Source organism: Aquificaceae bacterium (assembly GCA_037481935.1).
GTDB lineage: Bacteria > Aquificota > Aquificia > Aquificales > Aquificaceae > Pampinifervens.
Window position 1 is genome coordinate 18,741 of record JBBFKQ010000001.1, and the last position, 17,715, is coordinate 36,455.

Annotated in this window: 15 protein-coding genes and 1 tRNA gene; all 16 read right to left on the reverse strand. The window is 49.3% G+C overall.

Annotated elements, in window-relative coordinates; all coding sequences use genetic code 11:
• Positions 1-448, reverse strand: a 448-nt coding sequence (locus WHS43_00130) for a GTP-binding protein (GenBank protein MEJ5338054.1), incomplete at its 3' end; no start/stop codon positions are given.
• Between the two features lie 12 nt (positions 449-460).
• Positions 461-2,545 (reverse strand): elongation factor G, encoded by a 2,085-nt coding sequence (gene fusA, locus WHS43_00135; GenBank protein MEJ5338055.1) that lies wholly within the window; start codon positions 2,543-2,545, stop codon positions 461-463.
• A 10-nt stretch (positions 2,546-2,555) separates the two neighbouring features.
• Positions 2,556-3,038 (reverse strand): 30S ribosomal protein S7, encoded by a 483-nt coding sequence (gene rpsG, locus WHS43_00140; protein MEJ5338056.1) that lies wholly within the window; start codon positions 3,036-3,038, stop codon positions 2,556-2,558.
• Positions 3,038-3,445, reverse strand: a complete 408-nt coding sequence (rpsL, locus tag WHS43_00145; GenBank protein MEJ5338057.1) for a 30S ribosomal protein S12 — start codon at positions 3,443-3,445, stop codon at positions 3,038-3,040. Before rpsL ends, rpsG begins: the two co-directional genes overlap by 1 nt.
• 24 nt (positions 3,446-3,469) lie before the next feature.
• Positions 3,470-8,167: a DNA-directed RNA polymerase subunit beta' gene (rpoC, locus tag WHS43_00150; protein MEJ5338058.1), complete on the reverse strand. Its 4,698-nt coding sequence runs from the start codon at positions 8,165-8,167 to the stop codon at positions 3,470-3,472.
• Positions 8,164-12,570, reverse strand: coding sequence for a DNA-directed RNA polymerase subunit beta (locus WHS43_00155; protein ID MEJ5338059.1), 4,407 nt, complete (start codon positions 12,568-12,570; stop codon positions 8,164-8,166). The genes rpoC and WHS43_00155 overlap by 4 nt, the downstream gene beginning before the upstream one ends.
• Before the next feature lie 129 nt (positions 12,571-12,699).
• On the reverse strand, positions 12,700-13,089 hold the full coding sequence (gene rplL, locus WHS43_00160) for a 50S ribosomal protein L7/L12 (GenBank protein ID MEJ5338060.1): 390 nt from the start codon (positions 13,087-13,089) through the stop codon (positions 12,700-12,702).
• Positions 13,090-13,104: 15 nt separating this feature from the next.
• A complete protein-coding gene (rplJ, locus tag WHS43_00165) occupies positions 13,105-13,638 on the reverse strand; it encodes a 50S ribosomal protein L10 (GenBank protein MEJ5338061.1) in 534 nt (177 codons plus the stop codon).
• Positions 13,639-13,659: 21 nt separating this feature from the next.
• Entirely contained in the window at positions 13,660-14,385 is a 726-nt protein-coding gene (gene rplA / locus WHS43_00170; GenBank protein ID MEJ5338062.1) for a 50S ribosomal protein L1, read from the reverse strand.
• Positions 14,386-14,389: 4 nt separating this feature from the next.
• On the reverse strand, positions 14,390-14,824 hold the full coding sequence (gene rplK, locus WHS43_00175) for a 50S ribosomal protein L11 (protein MEJ5338063.1): 435 nt from the start codon (positions 14,822-14,824) through the stop codon (positions 14,390-14,392).
• The gene (locus WHS43_00180; protein ID MEJ5338064.1) at positions 14,821-15,315 is read right to left on the reverse strand and encodes a hypothetical protein; all 495 of its coding nucleotides are present in this window, start codon (positions 15,313-15,315) and stop codon (positions 14,821-14,823) included. The genes rplK and WHS43_00180 overlap by 4 nt, the downstream gene beginning before the upstream one ends.
• Positions 15,312-16,037 carry a transcription termination/antitermination protein NusG gene (gene nusG, locus WHS43_00185; GenBank protein ID MEJ5338065.1) on the reverse strand — a complete coding sequence of 242 codons (726 nt, stop codon included), beginning with the start codon at positions 16,035-16,037 and terminating at the stop codon, positions 15,312-15,314. Before nusG ends, WHS43_00180 begins: the two co-directional genes overlap by 4 nt.
• Before the next feature lie 2 nt (positions 16,038-16,039).
• Entirely contained in the window at positions 16,040-16,231 is a 192-nt protein-coding gene (gene secE / locus WHS43_00190; GenBank protein MEJ5338066.1) for a preprotein translocase subunit SecE, read from the reverse strand.
• Positions 16,232-16,243: 12 nt separating this feature from the next.
• Positions 16,244-16,316 (reverse strand) — tRNA-Trp (locus WHS43_00195).
• The gene (gene rpmG / locus WHS43_00200) at positions 16,316-16,474 is read right to left on the reverse strand and encodes a 50S ribosomal protein L33 (GenBank protein ID MEJ5338067.1); all 159 of its coding nucleotides are present in this window, start codon (positions 16,472-16,474) and stop codon (positions 16,316-16,318) included. The genes WHS43_00195 and rpmG overlap by 1 nt, the downstream gene beginning before the upstream one ends.
• 10 nt (positions 16,475-16,484) lie before the next feature.
• Positions 16,485-17,702 (reverse strand): elongation factor Tu, encoded by a 1,218-nt coding sequence (gene tuf, locus WHS43_00205; protein MEJ5338068.1) that lies wholly within the window; start codon positions 17,700-17,702, stop codon positions 16,485-16,487.
• Between the last annotated feature and the right edge of the window lie 13 nt (positions 17,703-17,715).

Consider the following 17,715-nt stretch of genomic DNA (forward strand, 5'->3'; position numbering starts at 1 on the left):
GCTCTGGGTCGTCTACCATGTCGCACTTGTTCATAAAGACTACTATGTATGGCACGTTCACCTGACGGGCTAGCAATACGTGTTCTCTTGTCTGGGGCATGGGTCCGTCTGCTGCTGATACCACCAGTATTGCCCCGTCCATCTGTGCTGCTCCTGTTATCATGTTCTTTATGTAGTCTGCGTGTCCAGGACAGTCCACGTGGGCATAGTGCCTCTTGGGTGTCTCGTATTCTACGTGTGTGATGTTTATGGTTATTCCCCTTTCCTTCTCTTCTGGTGCCTTGTCTATCTCCTCATACCTCATGCACTTTGCCTTTCCTCCTGGCATGACCCCTGCTGCAAGCACACAGGTTATGGCTGAGGTGAGTGTAGACTTTCCGTGGTCCACGTGCCCTATGGTGCCCACGTTCACATGCTCCTTTTCCCTTACAAACTTCTCCTTTGCCATCGCCTTACCTCCTTATTTTGCTGCTAAGGTTCTTTCCCCAACTATCTGCTCTGCTATGCTCTGGGGAACCTCATCGTAATGAGAAAATTTCATTATAAAGGTTCCTCTTCCCTGTGTCAAGCTCCTGAGTGTGGTGGCATAACCAAACATCTCCGCAAGGGGCACGTATGCCCTTATGGCGGTTATTATGCCCTTGTTTTCCATACCCATGATTTTGCCGCGTCTTGAGTTGAGGTCTCCTATCACATCACCCACATAATCCTCAGGTGTTTCCACTTCCACTTCCATTATGGGCTCAAGAAGAACAAGCCCCGCCTTCCTTGAAGCTTCTTTGAAGGCGAGAGAGCCAGCAATCTTGAAGGCCATCTCTGAAGAGTCCACCTCGTGGTAGGAACCATCAAAGAGTTTGACCTTTACGTCCACCACTGGATAACCAGCAAGCACACCGTTCTGCATGGCCTCTTTTACGCCTTCTTCTACCGCAGGAATAAACTCCTTGGGTATTATTCCACCCACTATGGCGTTTTCAAAGATAAAGCCCTGACCCCTTTCAAGGGGTTCTATTTCTATGACTGCATGTCCATACTGACCCCTACCACCCGTCTGACGTATGAACTTACCCTCCGCCACCGCCTTACCCTTTATGGTCTCCTTGTAGGCAACCTGAGGCTTGCCTACGTTTACCTCAATACCGTATTCTCTCTTCATTCTGTCCACTATTATCTCAAGGTGAAGCTCTCCCATACCATGTATGAGGGTCTGGCCAGTTTCCGGGTCTGCGCTTGCCTTGAAGGTGGGGTCTTCCTTCATAAACTTGTTTAGCACCTGAGACAGTTTTTCCTGGTCTTTCTTTGTTTTGGGCTCTATTGCCATAGATATAACAGGCTCTGGGAACTCTAACTTTTCAAGAAGTATGGGATGCTTTTCATCGCAGAGGGTGTCTCCAGTTGCCGCGTCCATTCCCACAGCAGCCACTATTTCACCAGCGGAGACTTCCTGCACATCTTCCCTTGAGTTGGCGTGCATGAGAAGAAGCCTTCCCACCCTTTCCTTCTTGTCCTTGGTGGCGTTGTAAACATAAGAACCTGCTGTGACCTTTCCAGAGAATACCCTGAAGTAGGTGAGCTGACCTGCGTATGGGTCGCTCATTACCTTGAAGGCATAGGCACAGAAAGGCTCTTCATCAAGAGGTTTTCTTTCCTCTTCCTCTGAGGTTTTTGGGTTTATTCCGCGCACAGGTGGAACATCAAGGGGAGAGGGCAGGTAATCCAGAACTGCGTCCAGAAGGGGCTGAACACCCTTGTTCTTGAAGGCTGAACCGCAGAGGACTGGAACGAGCTCCTTGTTTATGGTTGCCTTCCTGAGGACCCTCTTGAGGTCCTGTGTGGGTATTTCCTCTCCCTCAAGGTATCTCATCATGAGCTCATCGTCCTTTTCCACGATAGCCTCCACCATCTTTGCACGCCATTCCTGAGCCCTGTCAGCATACTCTGAAGGAATATCCACCACCTCATACTTTGCACCCAGGGTCTCCTCAAGCCAGATTATGGCCTTCATGTCCATGAGGTCCACCACGCCCTTAAACTGGTCCTCGGCACCTATGGGTATCTGGACTGCCACCGGCTTTATGCTGAGCTTTTTCTCTATCTCGTTGAAAACCCTGTAGAAGTCTGCACCCAGTCTGTCCAGCTTGTTTATAAAGGCGATTCTGGGAACACCAAACCTGTCTGCCCACCTCCAGTTTGCCTCCGACTGGGGCTGGACACCTTCCACCGCTGAGAAGATGAAGATTATGCCATCCAGCACCTTCATGGAACGGACCACTTCCACCGAGAAGTCTACGTGCCCTGGCGTGTCTATGATGTTTATCTGATGGTCCTTCCAGTAGCAGGCGGTGGTTGCGGCGGTTATGGTTATGCCCCTTTCCCTCTCCTGAGGCATCCAGTCCATTGTGGCAGCACCCTCGTGCACCTCACCTATCTTGTAAGTTTTGCCCGTGTAATAGAGTATCCTTTCCGTAGTTGTGGTTTTACCTGCGTCTATGTGAGCCACTATTCCTATGTTCCTGAGCCTTTCTATGGGAACAAGCCTTGCCATGGGAACCTCCTTACCATCTGAAATGTGCAAAGACCTTGTTGGCCTCTGCCATCTTGTGGGTGTCTTCCTTTTTCTTTATGGCGCCACCCTTTTCCTGAAGAGCATCAAGAAGCTCAGCTTTTAGCCTTTCCACCATTGTGTAGCTTCCCCTGTGTTTTGACCTCTCCCTTGCAGACTGAACGAGCCACTTGAGGGCAAGGCTTACCTGTCTGCGGGGTGGAACCTCCACGGGAACCTGGTAGGTGGCACCACCTACCCTTCTGGGACGCACTTCAAACTCTGGTTTTAACTTTTCCACCACCTTGTGAAGTAGCTCAACAGGATGCATGTTGACCTCTTTTGCTGCAGATTCAAGGGCGTTGTAGACTATCCACTCCGCCACAGACTTTTTGCCGCTTTCCATTACCTTGTTAATCAGCTTGTGGACTACAACATCCCCGTATTTGGGGTCTGGCGCTATCTCTCTTGCAGGAACTGGACCTTTCCTTGGCATTACTTCTTACCTCCCTTTGCCTGAGCCTGTTGACCGGGTTTTGGCCTCTTGGCTCCATACTTTGACCTTGATTGTCTCCTGTTTGCCACTCCGGCAGTATCCAGGGCACCTCTCACCACCTTGTATCTTACTCCGGGCAGGTCCTTTACCCTTCCACCCCTCACAAGAACAAGAGAGTGCTCCTGAAGGTTGTGTCCCTCACCCGGTATGTAGGCAGTAACCTCAATGCCGTTTGATAGTCTGACCCTGGTAACCTTTCTCAGGGCTGAGTTGGGCTTTTTGGGGGTTACCGTGTAAACCCTCACGCAGACTCCTCTCTTCTGAGGGTTGCCCTGAAGTGCGGGGGCCTTGCTCTTCTTTTTTCTCGCTTCCCTACCTTGCTTCACAAGCTGGTTTATGGTAGGCATACCTGAAACCTCCTAAGCCAATTATTATAGCACATCTTTCAAAACTTTTGCCTTCTCTTCTTCAAGCACCTCTACCTCTGCATATTCCCACAGACCTGTTCCTGCAGGTATGAGGTTTCCTATTATCACGTTTTCCTTTATACCTCTCAGGTCGTCCACCTTCCCTTCGCAGGCAGCATCTGTGAGGACCTTTGTGGTTTCCTGGAAGGAGGCTGAAGATATCCAGCTTCTGGAAGTAAGGGCTGCCTTTGATATGCCCACGAGGATGGGCTCCGCCTTTGGTATCTTGCCTCCTTCCTCCCTTATTCTCTCTATCTCTTGCTGAAGCTCTTCCACTTCCACTTCCTCGTTCATTAGAAATCTGCTGTCGCCCGGGTCCACTATGCGTCTGCGTCTGAGCATCTGGCGTATGATTATCTCAAAGTGCTTGTCGTTTATGTCCACTCCCTGAAGCCTGTAAACCATCTGAACCTCTTTCAGGAGAAACCTCTGAAGCTCCTCCACGCCCTTTATCCTGAGTATTTCCTCTGGGACAGGTGTTCCATCGGTAAGTGGGTCTCCGGCGTTTACAAGGTCTCCATTCTTCACGAGAAGATGTTTACCCTTGGGCACAAAGTATTCCTTCTGAAGACCAGTTTCCCTGTTATAAACCACAACCCTGTAACCCCTTCCCTTTATCCGGACCTGTCCTTCTATCTCTGCCTCTATGCGGTCTGTTATCTTCGTTCCCTTCTGCACATACTGTCCGTGGCTCACAAGGATGTATTCGTCCTTCTTTATGTCATACTTTCTTGTCTCGCCGGTTCTGGGGTTAAAGACTATAACCTCGTCTGCATCCTCAAAGATTCTCACAATGCCGTCAATCTCCGTCAGGATAGCGGGGTTTTTGGGCCTTCTTGCCTCAAAGAGCTCCTCAACTCTGGGAAGACCTCCCACTATGTCTCGCACCTTTGCCATTTCCTTTGGAATGCGTGCCAGCACATCTCCTGGCTGAACCATGTAGTCTTTAACCACATAATACTTGTGCTGTATCTCTGTTCCCTCAGACTCACTGCAGGTTGGACATACCACCCATTCAAAACTTACCCTCTCTGCAGGCACGTTGAGTATGGAGTTGACTGGAAGGTCGTAGGAAACCTCTCTTCCATCCTCTGTGTGGACCACTATCTTTGGCGTGTGGAGCATAGCATCTTTGGGTCTCGTGAAGGAGACTATGGTGGAGGTTTTGCCGGTAAGGGGGTCTCTCTCTTCCTTTACTGTTATGTCAAGGGCTATGTCCTTGAACTCAACCCTTCCAGGTTCCTCTGCGATTATGAAGGTGTTGAAGGGGTCCCACTCTGCAAGGAGGGTATTTTCTGAGACTTCTTTTCCTTCTTCCGCAAGTATGCTGGCTCCGTATGGCACCGCGTGACGCTCCACCATCCTTCCCTCGGAGTCCAGTATACCTATTGCACCATCCTTGGATATGTTTATCCTCTTTCCTTCTCTGTTGGTTATGAGCCTTATGTTGTAATATCTGACCACTCCTGCCTTCTCGTTGAAGAGTTCACCCTTCACCCTCTCAGCTACGGCGGCACCACCTATGTGGAAGGTTCTCATGGTAAGCTGTGTTCCTGGCTCTCCTATGGACTGGGCTGCTATTATTCCCACCGCCTCACCCACGTCCACCAGCTTCCTCTGGGAAAGGTCCCATCCGTAGCACATGGCACATATGCCATGCTGGGACTCACAGGTGAGGGAAGACCTGACCATAACCCTTTCTATTCCTGCATGCACTATCCTGTCCGCAAGCTCCTCGTCCACAATTTGGTTCCTCTGGGCTATCGCCTCACCCGTGTAAGGGTCAAACACATCCTCTGCAAGGGTCCTACCTATTATCCTGTCCTTGAGGGATACCTTTTCTTCACCCCCCTCCACTATGGGCTCCATAACTATGCCCCTGTATGTTCCACAGTCTTTCTCCACTATGGTTATGTCCTGTGCCACATCCACAAGCCTTCTTGTAAGGTATCCTGCAAAGGCGGTCTTGAGTGCAGTATCTGCAAGGCCCTTTCTGGCTCCGTAGGTGGAGATGAAGTATTCAAGCACGGAAAGGCCCTCTCTGAAGTTGGATACAATTGGTGTCTCTATGAACTCTCCCGTATGCTTTGCCATGAGGCCCCTCATGGCAGCAAGCTGTCTTATCTGGTCCCTGTTTCCACGGGCTCCAGAGTTTGCCATCATGTATATGGGGTTGAATATGCCCGTGTATACCTTTTCCCCCTCTCTTCTCGTGCTTTTTTCTATCTCCTCAAACATAGCCTTTGAGACCCTGTCCGTTATCTCAGACCAGAGGTCAATTATCCTGTTATAGCGCTCCTTTGCAGTTATTATGCCGTTCCTGTGAAGCTCTGCGATTTCGTCTGTCTGTTCAAAAGCCTGAGAGAGAACCTCCTTCTTTACACCCGGAATCTGAAGGTCTTCAACACCTATGGATACCGCAGCCCTCGTGGCAATGTTATAGCCGAGCTCTTTCAGATCATCGAGGAACCTGGCGGTTCTTTCAGTACCGTATCTGTTGTATATGCTTGCTATGAGCTTGGAGACCTTTTTCTTGTCCATGGGCTCGTTTACAAAGGGATGTCCTTCTGGTAGTATGCTGTTGAAGAGAACCCTACCAGGGGTTGTCTCGACAAGCTTTCCATCCTCAAGCCTGAGTTTTATGCGGGCGTGCATGTCCACTCTCTTGTTTTCAAGAGCAAGAAGCACCTCCTCTCTGCTGAAGAAAAGCTTGCCCTCACCCTTCACTCCAGATATCTCCTGAGTCATGTAGTAAACGCCCAGTATCATATCCTGAGAGGGCATGGTTATGGGCTTGCCATGTGCTGGGGAGAGTATGTTCTGGGTGGAGAGCATAAGAATGTAGGCTTCAAGCTGTGCTGTAATCCCCAGAGGAACATGCACCGCCATCTGGTCCCCATCAAAGTCCGCATTAAAGGGAGGACACACTAGAGGATGAAGTTGTATGGCTTTTCCATCCACAAGGACTGGCTCAAAGGCCTGTATGGACATTCTGTGAAGGGTTGGTGCACGGTTAAGGAGAACTGGATGCTGTTTTACCACTTCCTCCAGGCACTCCCAGACCTCTGGCGTCTTCTGGTCCACAAGCTTCTTGGCGTTCTTTATGGAAGTTGCGTAGCCCTTTTCCTCAAGCCTTCTGTAAACAAAGGGCTTGAAGAGCTCAAGGGCCATTATTCTGGGGAGACCGCACTGGTGCATCTTGAGCTCTGGACCTACCACTATGACGCTTCTTCCCGAGTAGTCAACCCTTTTACCAAGCAGGTTCTGCCTGAAGCGCCCCTGCTTACCCCTCAGGTAATCTGATAGGGACTTGAGAGCCCTTCCGTTCTGGGTAACGACCCTTCCACGCTTTCCGTTGTCAATGAGGGCGGAGACCACCTCCTGAAGCATCCTCTTTTCGTTCCTTATGATTATCTCGGGTGCATCAAGCTCTATGAGCCTCCTTAACCTGTTGTTGCGGTTTATGATTCTTCTGTAGAGGTCATTGAGGTCCGATGTGGCAAAACGCCCGCCATCAAGGGCAACCAGTGGTCTGAGCTCTGGTGGAAGAACAGGGAGCACCTCAAGTATCATCCACTCTGGCCTGCTACCGCTCTTTATAAAGTCCTCCACAAGCTTGAGGACCCTCAGTATCTTTTTTACCTTTGATTCTGAAACCTCTTTCAGGACCGCGCTCCTTATGTCACCCTTTATCTTCTCAAATACAGGGAGGTCCTTTTTCTTTTGACGGAGTTTTTCATAATAGGACTGAATAGCCTCTCTTCCCGTCATGAAGCCCTCTGCAGGCTCCTGAGAAAGGCTACCGCTTTCAGGGTCAAGGTAAAGCTTTTCGCATATGATATTATGCAGAACCTCATTGAGCGCCATACCCTCGGGAGCCTTGATGTCTGCACCATACAGGCTCAGGTCTTCCGCCAGCACCCTGACCATACGCTCGTAAAGCTTTCTGTACCTGTTAAAGAGCTCCTCTGAAAGGTCCTCATAACCCAGACTGTAGGGCCTTATCTCCTCCCTGAGCTTCTTTGCATAGGTTTCAAGGTCAAGGGAAGAAAGAATTTTCTTTATTATTTCAGCACCCATACCCCCTTCATACTTGTGCTCCAGGCTTGTTGCAAACTCGGCGTTGTAAGTATCCTCATCCACCACATGGAGCCGGACAAACCTCGTGTTGCCCATATCATCCTTTAGGGGAAGGGTATCTTCCTGCTGGGCAAAGGCCCTTTCTTCTTCCTCGTTCATGGGATACTCTATAACCAGATAGGACTCAAAGTAGATAACCCTTTCCACATCCCTTACAGAAAGACCCATTAGGGTGGCTATTTTTGAGGGTGTGCTTTTGAGAAACCATATGTGGGCTACAGGTGCAGCAAGGTCTATGTGTCCGAATCTCTTCCTCCTTACGTAGGATTTTGTAACCTCAACACCGCATCTGTCGCATATAGTGCCCTCAAAACGCTTGCCCCTGTATTTTCCACACAGGCACTCGTAATCCTTTATTGGACCGAATATCTTGGCACAGAATAGTCCATCCTTTTCAGGCTTGTGGGTTCTGTAGTTTATGGTTTCTGGCTTTTTCACCTCCCCATAGCTCCAGCTCCTTATCTCCTCAGGAGAGGCGAGCATGAGCTTTATTCTTTCAAAGGGGAGAAGTCCTTTCCTCATGGTTGTTCCTCCTCAACTTCTATCTGGTCACAGGGCATTACTGCCCCGTTCTCACACCTCACATCCAGCCCGAGGGCTTTCAGCTCACGCACAAGCACTCTGAAGGACTCCGGCACTCCTGGCTGGTATATGTATCTGCCCTTTACTATGGACTCGTAGACCTTTGTCCTTCCCTCTATATCGTCGGATTTGACGGTAAGCATCTCCTGGAGGGTATGTGCTGCACCGTGTGCCTCAAGAGCCCACACCTCCATCTCTCCAAGTCTCTGACCACCAAACTGGGCTCTACCACCGAGAGGCTGCTGGGTCACCAGCGAGTAGGGTCCCGTGCTTCTTGCATGTATCTTGTCGTCCACCATATGAATGAGCTTGAGCATGTGCATGTATCCAACGGTGACCCTCATGTCAAAAGGCTCTCCAGTCCTTCCATCGTAGAGCACTGTCTTGCCATCTTCAGGAAGACCTGCCATCCTGAGGAGCTCCCTTATGTGCTCCTCGCTTGCACCCTCAAAGGCGGAGGTTGCCATGGGCACGCCCCTTTCTGCATAGAGGTTAATAACCTCCTCAAAGCTCTCTTCCTCCAGACCTTGCAGAAATTCTTCCACATACTTCTGGTTTTCACCCTTCACATCACCCACTGCGTAAATCTCCTTGAGAAAGTCTATGAGCTCCTGTTTCTCTGCACCCTCTTCAACAAGCTCTCTGAGCCTTTTGCCCAGCTCTCTGGAGGCCCAGCCAAGATGAGTTTCCAGTATCTGTCCCACGTTCATACGGGAGGGAACACCAAGGGGATTTAGCACCACGTCAACCGGGGTTCCATCCTCAAGAAAGGGCATGTCCTCCACAGGAAGAACCACAGATATGACGCCCTTGTTCCCATGCCTTCCTGCCATCTTATCGCCAACTTTTATCTTCCTCTTCTGGGCTATGTATACCTTTACGAGGGTATTTACGCCTGGTGGTAGCTCACTTCTTTTGCCTATGGACTCCATCTTGTCCTCGTATAGTTTTGAAACCATATCCACCTGGAAGCGGGTTCTTTCCCTCAGGTCGTTTATCCTTCTGCACAGTTCCTCATCTTCAAAGAGGTTTTCCGGCTTGGTTATGATGTAGTTGAGCAGCGCTTCAAACACCTGTTCGTCCACCACAGTGCCCGGTCTGTATACCTTCTTCTTGACAGTTATCTCCTTATCAAGCTTTTTGCCCAGCACGAGGTCCTTTACTATTCGGTTTCTCCCCTCAACTATGAGCCTCTTTTTCTTCTCAAGCTCCCTTTCAAGCTCTTCCCTTTCAGCTCTCTCCACGTGCTCTGCAAGGTAGTTTCTTCTCTCTCCGGTCTTTCTTACAAAGACCTTCACATCAACCACCACACCTTCCACACCCGGAGGACATCTCAGCGAGGAGTCTTTCACATCCCTTGATTTCTCACCAAATATGGCCTGAAGGAGCTTCTCCTCTGGCGTTAGCTGAGCTTCTCCTTTTGGAGTTACCTTTCCAACCAGTATATCACCGGGCTTTACGTAGGTCCCCAGCTTTACTATTCCGAATTCGTCCAGGTGAGATAGCAACCTCTCAGGAATCCCCGGTATTTGACGGGTTATCTCCTCGTTTCCAATCTTTGTCTCCCTTGCTTCCACTTCCAGCTCCTCTATGTGTATGGAGGTGTAAACATCTTCTTTCACAAGCCTTTCTGATATGACTATGGCGTCTTCAAAGTTGTATCCCCTCCATGGCATAAAGGCAACAAGCACATCTTTGCCCAGAGCAAGCTCTCCCCTGAAAGTGGACTGACCATCCGCAAGGAGGTCTCCCTTCTGGACCTTCTGTCCCTTTACCACAAGAGGTCTCTGATTGACGCAAGTGTTCTGGTTTGTCCTTTCAAACTTCTTGAGCTCATAAAGGTCTATACCTATGTCAGTAGGGTCGGCAAAGTTTATCTCCTCAGGGTTTACCCTTATGATTATCCTTCTAGAGTCCACTTCCTCCACATGGCCGCCCCTCCTGGCCACAACCACTGCACCGCTGTCAAAGGCCACCTTCTTTTCCATACCGGTGCCTATAAGAGGAGAAGAGGTAAACATGAGAGGGACGGCCTGTCTCTGCATGTTGGAGCCCATGAGGGCTCTGTTGGCATCGTCGTGCTCAAGGAAGGGTATCAGAGAGGCGGACACGGATATGACCTGCCTTGGTGAGACATCCATGTAGTGAACCTGCTCAGGCTTTACTATCTGTATGTCATTTCTGTAGCGCACATAAACTCTATCGCTGAGGATTCTACCTTCGCTGTCTGTGGGTGTGTGCTGGGCTATGACAAAGTTTTCCTCCTCGTAGGCGGCCAGGTGTTCCACCTTATCGGTTACTATTCCCTTTTCCACCTTCCTGTAGGGAGTCACGATAAAGCCGTATTCGTTTGTCTGGGCATAAACGGTAAGGGAAGTCACCAGTCCTATGTTCTGACCCTCTGGAGTTTCAATGGGGCAAATCCTTCCGTAGTGGGATGGATGAACGTCTCTTATCTCAAACTTTGCACTCTCCCTTGTAAGTCCACCCGGTCCGAGGGCGGAGAGCCTCCTCTTGTGCGTAAGTGCTGAGAGGGGGTTTGTGTTGTCAAGATACTGAGAGAGCATACCACCCTTGAGAAACTCATAGAGAGAGCTTGTGAGATACCTGGGGTTGAGAAGGTCCTGAGGCTTGAGATTTGGGTCTTCTGGGTTTGCAACGGTGCACCTGTCCCTGAAGAACTTTTCCATGCGGGCTATGCCTATTCTTGCCTGATTTTCCAGCAGCTCGCCCACAGCCCTTATCCTTCTGTTTCCAAGGTAGGCTATGTCATCCTTTTTCTCCCTTCCGTATCTGAGGTTTATTAGATACTTTATGGTGTTCACAAGGTCAAGGGCATTCAGAAACCTTGCCTGTCCTTCTGTGTAATCCTTTACCTTTACACTGTCCTTTTGTTTGAAAATCTCGGAGAGTATTTCCTCAGTGAGCGGTGTGCCGGCCCTGAAATCGCCCACGTCTTCTGCAAGAGCAAGATGAGGAAGTTCTGAGAGCCTTTCAAGGTCTGCAGGCCTTAGCTCTTTGGGAACTCTGTAAACCTTTGCATTGAGCTTTACCCTTCCCACCTTTGAAAGGTCATACCTGGTGAGGTCTCTAAAATACAGGTCAAAGTGGGACCTTGCCCTGCTTATGAGGTGTTCAAGCTCCATCACCATGGGCTCCACAGCCCTGAGCTTTTTGTATATGTCCACAAGGGCGTAGTCTCTTAGGGTAAACCTTGCAGGTATCTTGAGGGGGCTTCTCTTGTCCTGGTCTTTGGGTGCAGTTTCTGCCACGAGGGTCTCTATAAGTATCTTTCCGTATGGGCTTTTGACAGCGCTTTCCCTAGGGACTGCCGAAATAAGGTCTATTTTTATTCTCTCATCCTTAAGAAGTCTTTCAAGCTGAGAGAGTTCCTCAATAAACCTCTCCTCAAGTATGTCCTCTTCCACGCCTCTATCTTCCACCTTTGCCCTGTAGCGCAGAATGGCAAAAAGGTAGAAGCCTTCAAGGTCTTCAAGCCTGAACTCCTCACCTGTATCTCTGTCAAATATTACACCATTCTGCACAAAGAAAGCCCTTGCATCCGGATAGAAGGGCTTCAGGATGTCATAGGCGGTTTCAAGACCAAGAGCCCTGAGAACAAAGGTTCCACCAACCTTCCTTCTGTCTATCCTTGAAGAGAGTATGTCGGTGGTGCTGGAAAGCTCAAACTCAACCCTTGGTCCCTTGTCGGGTATGATGCTTGCCCTGTATATCATCCGGATTATGGTTGTCTCCTTCTGACGCTCTTCTTTTTCCTCAAAGAAAACGCCAGGGGAGCGTATGAGCTGGCTTACCACGATTCTCTCACTGCCGTTTATAATAAATGAGCCCGTCTGCGTCATCATGGGCACTTCGCCGAAGTATACCTTCCTGGGCTCACCCACCCTCTCACCCTTCTTCGTCTTTGTCCTGAGTCTTACCATCACCCTGAGAGGTATGGAATAGGTAAAGCCCTTTACCTTACACTCTTCCTCCGTATACTTCTCCTTGTGCACCAGCAGAGTCCCACACTTTGGACAGTTAACCCCATAACCTCCCAGAAAGCTCTGGTCTGTGTAGGCCTTGTAGCCACACCTGTTGCACTCCCAGTCTCCCACCTCGTAGCCCAGATACTCAAGATTTATCTTCTCATCAGGGTCCTTAAAAGGGAAAGAGGTAGAAAACACATACTCAAGACCTTTCTGCTCCCTGCTGGTGGGAGGAGTGTAAAACTGGAGGAAGGTTTCAAAGGATTCCTTTGGAAGGAAAAGCAGGTTTGGCGGACTGACAAGCTCTTCCCTTCTACCAAAGAACTTTCTTGGTAAGGGCATATTTTTTCTCATCTTTCAACCCTCTAAGATAGGATAAACTTATAATTATACACCGGTATTCTAAAGCTGTCAACACAAAAACAAAATACCCCCTGCATACACAGGGGGTGAGCCTTATAAAACCCTCTCATAAGGATGAGTTCACTTTATCTCTACTTCAGCACCGGCCTCCTTCAGCTTTGCCGCAATCTTCTCCGCCTCCTCCTTCGGAACTCCCTCTTTGACAGGTTTGGGAGCACCTTCCACAAGGTCCTTTGCCTCTTTGAGGCCGAGCCCCGTGAGCTCCCTGACCACCTTAATGACGTTTATCTTGTTGGCTCCAGGGGACTTCAGGATTACGTCAAACTCTGTTTTCTCCTCAGCCGCTGGTGCTCCAGCTGCAGGTGCTCCGGCTGCTGCCACAGGTGCTGCAGCCACCATTGCTGCAGACACGCCAAACTTCTCCTCAAGCTTTTTGACGAGCTCTGAAACCTCAAGCAGGGTCATGTTGCCTATGGCTTCAACGATCTCGTCAATGGTAAGTGTTGCCATGTCTATACCTCCTTATTAAGATTTCTTTTCTTCTAAAGCCTTAATGGTAAGCACAAGCTTCTGAGGTGCAGACTTGAGAGCCATGAGGAGGGCGTATATGGGTCCCTGAATGGCTCCCATGAGCTTTGAGACCAGCACCTCCTTGGGCGGAAGCTCTGCAAGTGCTTGCACATCTGCAGGTTTTAAAAACTTCCCCTGCATGTAAGCCCCCTTTATTTTAGAGAGGGGCTTTTCCTTGTCTATCTCCTTCACAAAATCATAGAGCATTTTGGCAACTCTGACCGGGTCACCATAGGCGAAGGCAAGGGCGGTAGGTCCCGTAAGAACCTCTCTGTGGTCCGCCATAACAGTGTTCATGAAGGCTCTGTAGAAAAGGGTGTTTTTACCCACAAGCACTTCTCCTTCAGCCTCCTTTACATCCGCCCTGAGCCTTGTGATAGCTTGAGCATCAATTCCCGTAAAGTCAAAAAAGATTACAAGGCTTGACCTGTCTATCCTCTCGCTATAGGAGTTAATAACTTGTTCCTTCTGTTCCCAACTCTTTCTCATGTTAGCCTCCTGTATTTCTTATCATGCTACGAGCTCCTGAAGCCTTTTCAGCGTTGTGGGCACATCCAGCTTCACAGAAGGGCTCATGGTAAGAGCGAGAGCCATGCCCTTCACATACTGACCCTTCGCACCAGGGGGCTTTGCCTTCACCACCGCATCTATGGCGGTGTAAATGTTCTGAATGAGCTTCTGTTCTTCAAAGGATATCTTCCCCACGGGCATATGAAGATTTCCTGTTTTATCTACTCTGAATTCGACTCTTCCCTTCTTGGCCTCTTCTATTGCCTGTCTTATGTTGGTGGTGACTGTTCCAGTTTTGGGGTTGGGCATAAGACCCTTGGGACCGAGTATCTTACCCAGCCTTGCCACCTTTGGCATTATTTCAGGAGTGGCTATAACCACATCGTAGTCCACCCATTCTTCTTTGGCTATTTTGTTTATGAGGTCTTCACCACCCACATAGTCTGCACCAGCATCCTTTGCCACTTTCTGATACTCACCTTCTGCAAGCACAAGCACCTTCAGCTCTCTACCTAGCCCGTTGGGCAGAACAACAGAGCCTCTCACCATCTGGTCCGCATACTTGGGGTCAACCCCGAGCCTCATGGCAAGCTCCACCGTCTGGTCAAACTTCGGACCACACTCTGCGTGCAGTTTCTTGAGAACTTCCACAGCCCCTTCTACCGTGTAGAAGGAGTCCTTCTCATAAAGCTGTAGACATTTCTGGTATCTTTTTCCCTTTTTCATGGCTTTACTCCTTCCATCCTTCTACTTCTATGCCCATGCTTCTTGCTGTTCCAACGACCTGCCTCATGGCAGCCCTGAGGTCCTTCGTATTCATATCTTTAAGTTTAAGCTTTGCTATTTCCTCCACTTGCTGAAGGTTTACCCTACCCACCTTTTGCTTTTTGGGGTCTGAAGAACCTTTCTGGAGCTTTGCTGCTTTCTTGAGGAGGTAAGAAACCGGAGGAGTTTTGAGTATAAAGCTAAAGCTTCTATCCTGATAAATGGTTATCACCACGGGCACAACAGTTCCCGGCTCAAAGTCCTTGCTTGCAGCGTTGAACTGCTTTACAAACTCCATTATGTTCACACCATGCTGACCCAGGGCAGGACCCACAGGGGGTGCAGGCGTTGCCTGCTGGGCGGGCAGCATCAGTTCAACCTTTGCAGATACCTTTTTCATCCTCTTTCCTCCTTTTTCCTTTCCATATAAAGAGTAAGGAGCATGTTCATCAGAGTATCAAGCCTCTGGTTTATGTGCCTCAATTCTGCCCTCGTTTCCTCCTGATACTTTTCCTGTCTGTCTTCTACTCTGTTGAGACGTTCTGTGAATTCATCCCTGAGTGATTTTATATGCCCCAGCAATTCTTGTTTATCTTTCTCCTGCCTTTCTTCAATCCTTCTTATGTATGCCAGCAGTTCTTGCTTGTCTTTTTCATGCTTCTCCAGAAATTCCTGCTTGTCCCTTTCCTGCCTTTCCTCAATCCTTCTTATGTGCCCCAAAAGTTCCTGCTTATCCTTTTCCTGTTTTTCCTCAATCCTCCTTATGTATCCCAACAGTTCTTGTTTGTCTTTTTCCTGCTTGTCCAGAATAGCGGCTGTCCTTTCGTCCACTATGTTATAGATGAGCTCAAGAGTCACCTTCTTTATTGCACCACCTATCCATTCCTTCATAGCTTTTCCACCTGAGAATAATCTAATTCAACGGGCGTAAGCCTTCCAAATATGCTCACCAGAACAACCACCTTTTCTTTTTCTGGATGAACTTCTTCCACAGTGCCCGTGAAGTTCATGAAAGGACCTTCTATAACCCTCACCTGGTCACCCTTTTCAAAGAGCACTCGCACAGGTTTAACACCCTTCTTCACAAAGGCGATTATCCTTTCCACTTCCTTCTCGTCAAGGGGTGCAACCCTTCCCCCCACAAGAACGGGCTTGTAAACATGAGGCGTTTTCTCTATGGCCCTCATAAGGGCATCGTTCATAACAGCCTTGATAAGGAGATAGCCCGGGAACATCTTTGATTCAAGGATTACCTTTGCCTCGGTTTTATTCTCCTTGCAGGTTATCTTCTGACCGGGCTTTGATATGGGTGGTGCCTCCACGCATATGTCTCCTTCAACGCTCTCCACAACCCTCACTTCACCATTCTCTATTCTGAAAGTGGTAACTCCCTTTTTACCAAGCACACTTATATCTCTGTTGTTGCCAAGTAGAGACAGCCTGTATTTTTCCTTGCCCATAGTCTTTATGACCACCTTTTCCTCTGCAGGCACTATAACATCCTCTACCTGCTGGAGAAGTCCCTCAAGCTCAAGCACCTTCAGCAGGTTTTCCCTTGCCGTGGCCTCCTTGCCTGCCTCTACCTGCAACGCATACCATTTAAACTCATCCATCCTTAGCCCCTCAAAGAAAGCAAGAAGTGTATAAGCCTGGTAAACACAAGGTCAAAGACCCACAGGCTTATACCAAAAGCCAAAGAAAATATTATAACACTTATTGTGGCTTTCAGCACAAGATTCCTTGTGGGCCATGAAACCTTGTCAAGTTCCCTCTTTACACTTCTTATGAACTCTTTAAGTCTCTCCATGATTCTTTCCTGCGGGGCGCGGAGGACTCGAACCCCCAACCGCGGGATTTGGAGTCCCGCGCTCTGCCAGTTGAGCTAGCGCCCCTATTTTACCTCTCTGTGCAGTGTGTGCTTTTTGCACCACTTGCAGTATTTTTTAAGCTCCATCCTCTGGGGATGCTTCTGCTTGTTTTTTGTGGTGGAGTAGTTCCTCCTTTTGCACTCTGTGCAGGCAAGAACTATGATTTCTCTTACTGCAGCCATCTTTTACACCTCACTCAATAATCTTAGTGACCACACCAGCACCCACAGTCCTTCCACCCTCTCTTATGGCAAACCTGAGCTGCTCCTCCATAGCCACAGGCTTGACTAGCTCCACCTCTATCTCCACATTGTCACCCGGCATCACCATCTCCTGACCCTCAGGAAGTTTTACCACCGTCCCAGTCACATCAGCCGTCCTGAAGTAAAACTGTGGCCTGTAGTTGAGGAAAAAGGGTGTATGCCTTCCACCTTCCTCCTTGCTAAGCACGTATACCTGCGCCCTGAACTTCCTGTGAGGCTTGACTGTCCCAGGCTTCGCCAACACCTGCCCCCTCTCCACATCGTCCTTGCCCACTCCCCTCAGCAGCACTCCCACGTTGTCCCCCGGTAGCGCCTCATCAAGTATCTTCCTGAACATCTCTATGGATGTGGCCACTGTCTTGAGTGGCTCCTCTCTCAGCCCCACTATCTCCACTTCCTCTCCCGGCTTTAATACCCCTCTCTCCACTCTCCCAGTCACCACTGTTCCACGCCCTGATATGGTAAACACGTCCTCTATGGGCATGAGGAAGGGTTTGTCCGCTTCCCTCTGTGGTGTGGGTATATACTGGTCCAGTGCATTCATAAGTTCTACTATGGCGTTGCACCACTGGTCTGGTTTGCCCGCGTCAAGCTCCTGAAGTGCTCCAAGAGCTGAACCACGAATCACTGGCACTTCATCCCCAGGAAATTCATACTTGGAAAGAAGTTCCCTTACTTCAAGTTCTACAAGGTCAAGTAGTTCTGGGTCGTCTACCATGTCGCACTTGTTCATAAAGACTACTATGTATGGCACGTTCACCTGACGGGCTAGCAATACGTGTTCTCTTGTCTGGGGCATGGGTCCGTCTGCTGCTGATACCACCAGTATTGCCCCATCCATCTGTGCTGCTCCTGTTATCATGTTCTTTATGTAGTCTGCGTGTCCAGGACAGTCCACGTGGGCATAGTGCCTCTTGGGTGTCTCGTATTCTACGTGTGTGATGTTTATGGTTATTCCCCTTTCCTTCTCTTCTGGTGCCTTGTCTATCTCCTCATACCTCATGCACTTTGCCTTTCCTCCTGGCATGACCCCTGCTGCAAGCACACAGGTTATGGCTGAGGTGAGTGTAGACTTTCCGTGGTCCACGTGCCCTATGGTGCCCACGTTCACATGCTCCTTTTCCCTTACAAACTTCTCCTTTGCCATCCTTTTACCTCCT

Bases quoted from the DNA above. Each gene is read 5' to 3' on its own strand.
- fusA (MEJ5338055.1), bottom strand. From the start codon at position 2,545: ATGGCAAGGCTTGTTCCCATAGAAAGGCTCAGGAACATAGGAATAGTG.
- rpsG (MEJ5338056.1), bottom strand. From the start codon at position 3,038: ATGCCAAGGAAAGGTCCAGTTCCTGCAAGAGAGATAGCGCCAGACCCC.
- rpsL (MEJ5338057.1), bottom strand. From the start codon at position 3,445: ATGCCTACCATAAACCAGCTTGTGAAGCAAGGTAGGGAAGCGAGAAAA.
- rpoC (MEJ5338058.1), bottom strand. From the start codon at position 8,167: ATGAGGAAAGGACTTCTCCCCTTTGAAAGAATAAAGCTCATGCTCGCC.
- WHS43_00155 (MEJ5338059.1), bottom strand. From the start codon at position 12,570: ATGAGAAAAAATATGCCCTTACCAAGAAAGTTCTTTGGTAGAAGGGAA.
- rplL (MEJ5338060.1), bottom strand. From the start codon at position 13,089: ATGGCAACACTTACCATTGACGAGATCGTTGAAGCCATAGGCAACATG.
- rplJ (MEJ5338061.1), bottom strand. From the start codon at position 13,638: ATGAGAAAGAGTTGGGAACAGAAGGAACAAGTTATTAACTCCTATAGC.
- rplA (MEJ5338062.1), bottom strand. From the start codon at position 14,385: ATGAAAAAGGGAAAAAGATACCAGAAATGTCTACAGCTTTATGAGAAG.
- rplK (MEJ5338063.1), bottom strand. From the start codon at position 14,824: ATGAAAAAGGTATCTGCAAAGGTTGAACTGATGCTGCCCGCCCAGCAG.
- WHS43_00180 (MEJ5338064.1), bottom strand. From the start codon at position 15,315: ATGAAGGAATGGATAGGTGGTGCAATAAAGAAGGTGACTCTTGAGCTC.
- nusG (MEJ5338065.1), bottom strand. From the start codon at position 16,037: ATGGATGAGTTTAAATGGTATGCGTTGCAGGTAGAGGCAGGCAAGGAG.
- secE (MEJ5338066.1), bottom strand. From the start codon at position 16,231: ATGGAGAGACTTAAAGAGTTCATAAGAAGTGTAAAGAGGGAACTTGAC.
- rpmG (MEJ5338067.1), bottom strand. From the start codon at position 16,474: ATGGCTGCAGTAAGAGAAATCATAGTTCTTGCCTGCACAGAGTGCAAA.
- tuf (MEJ5338068.1), bottom strand. From the start codon at position 17,702: ATGGCAAAGGAGAAGTTTGTAAGGGAAAAGGAGCATGTGAACGTGGGC.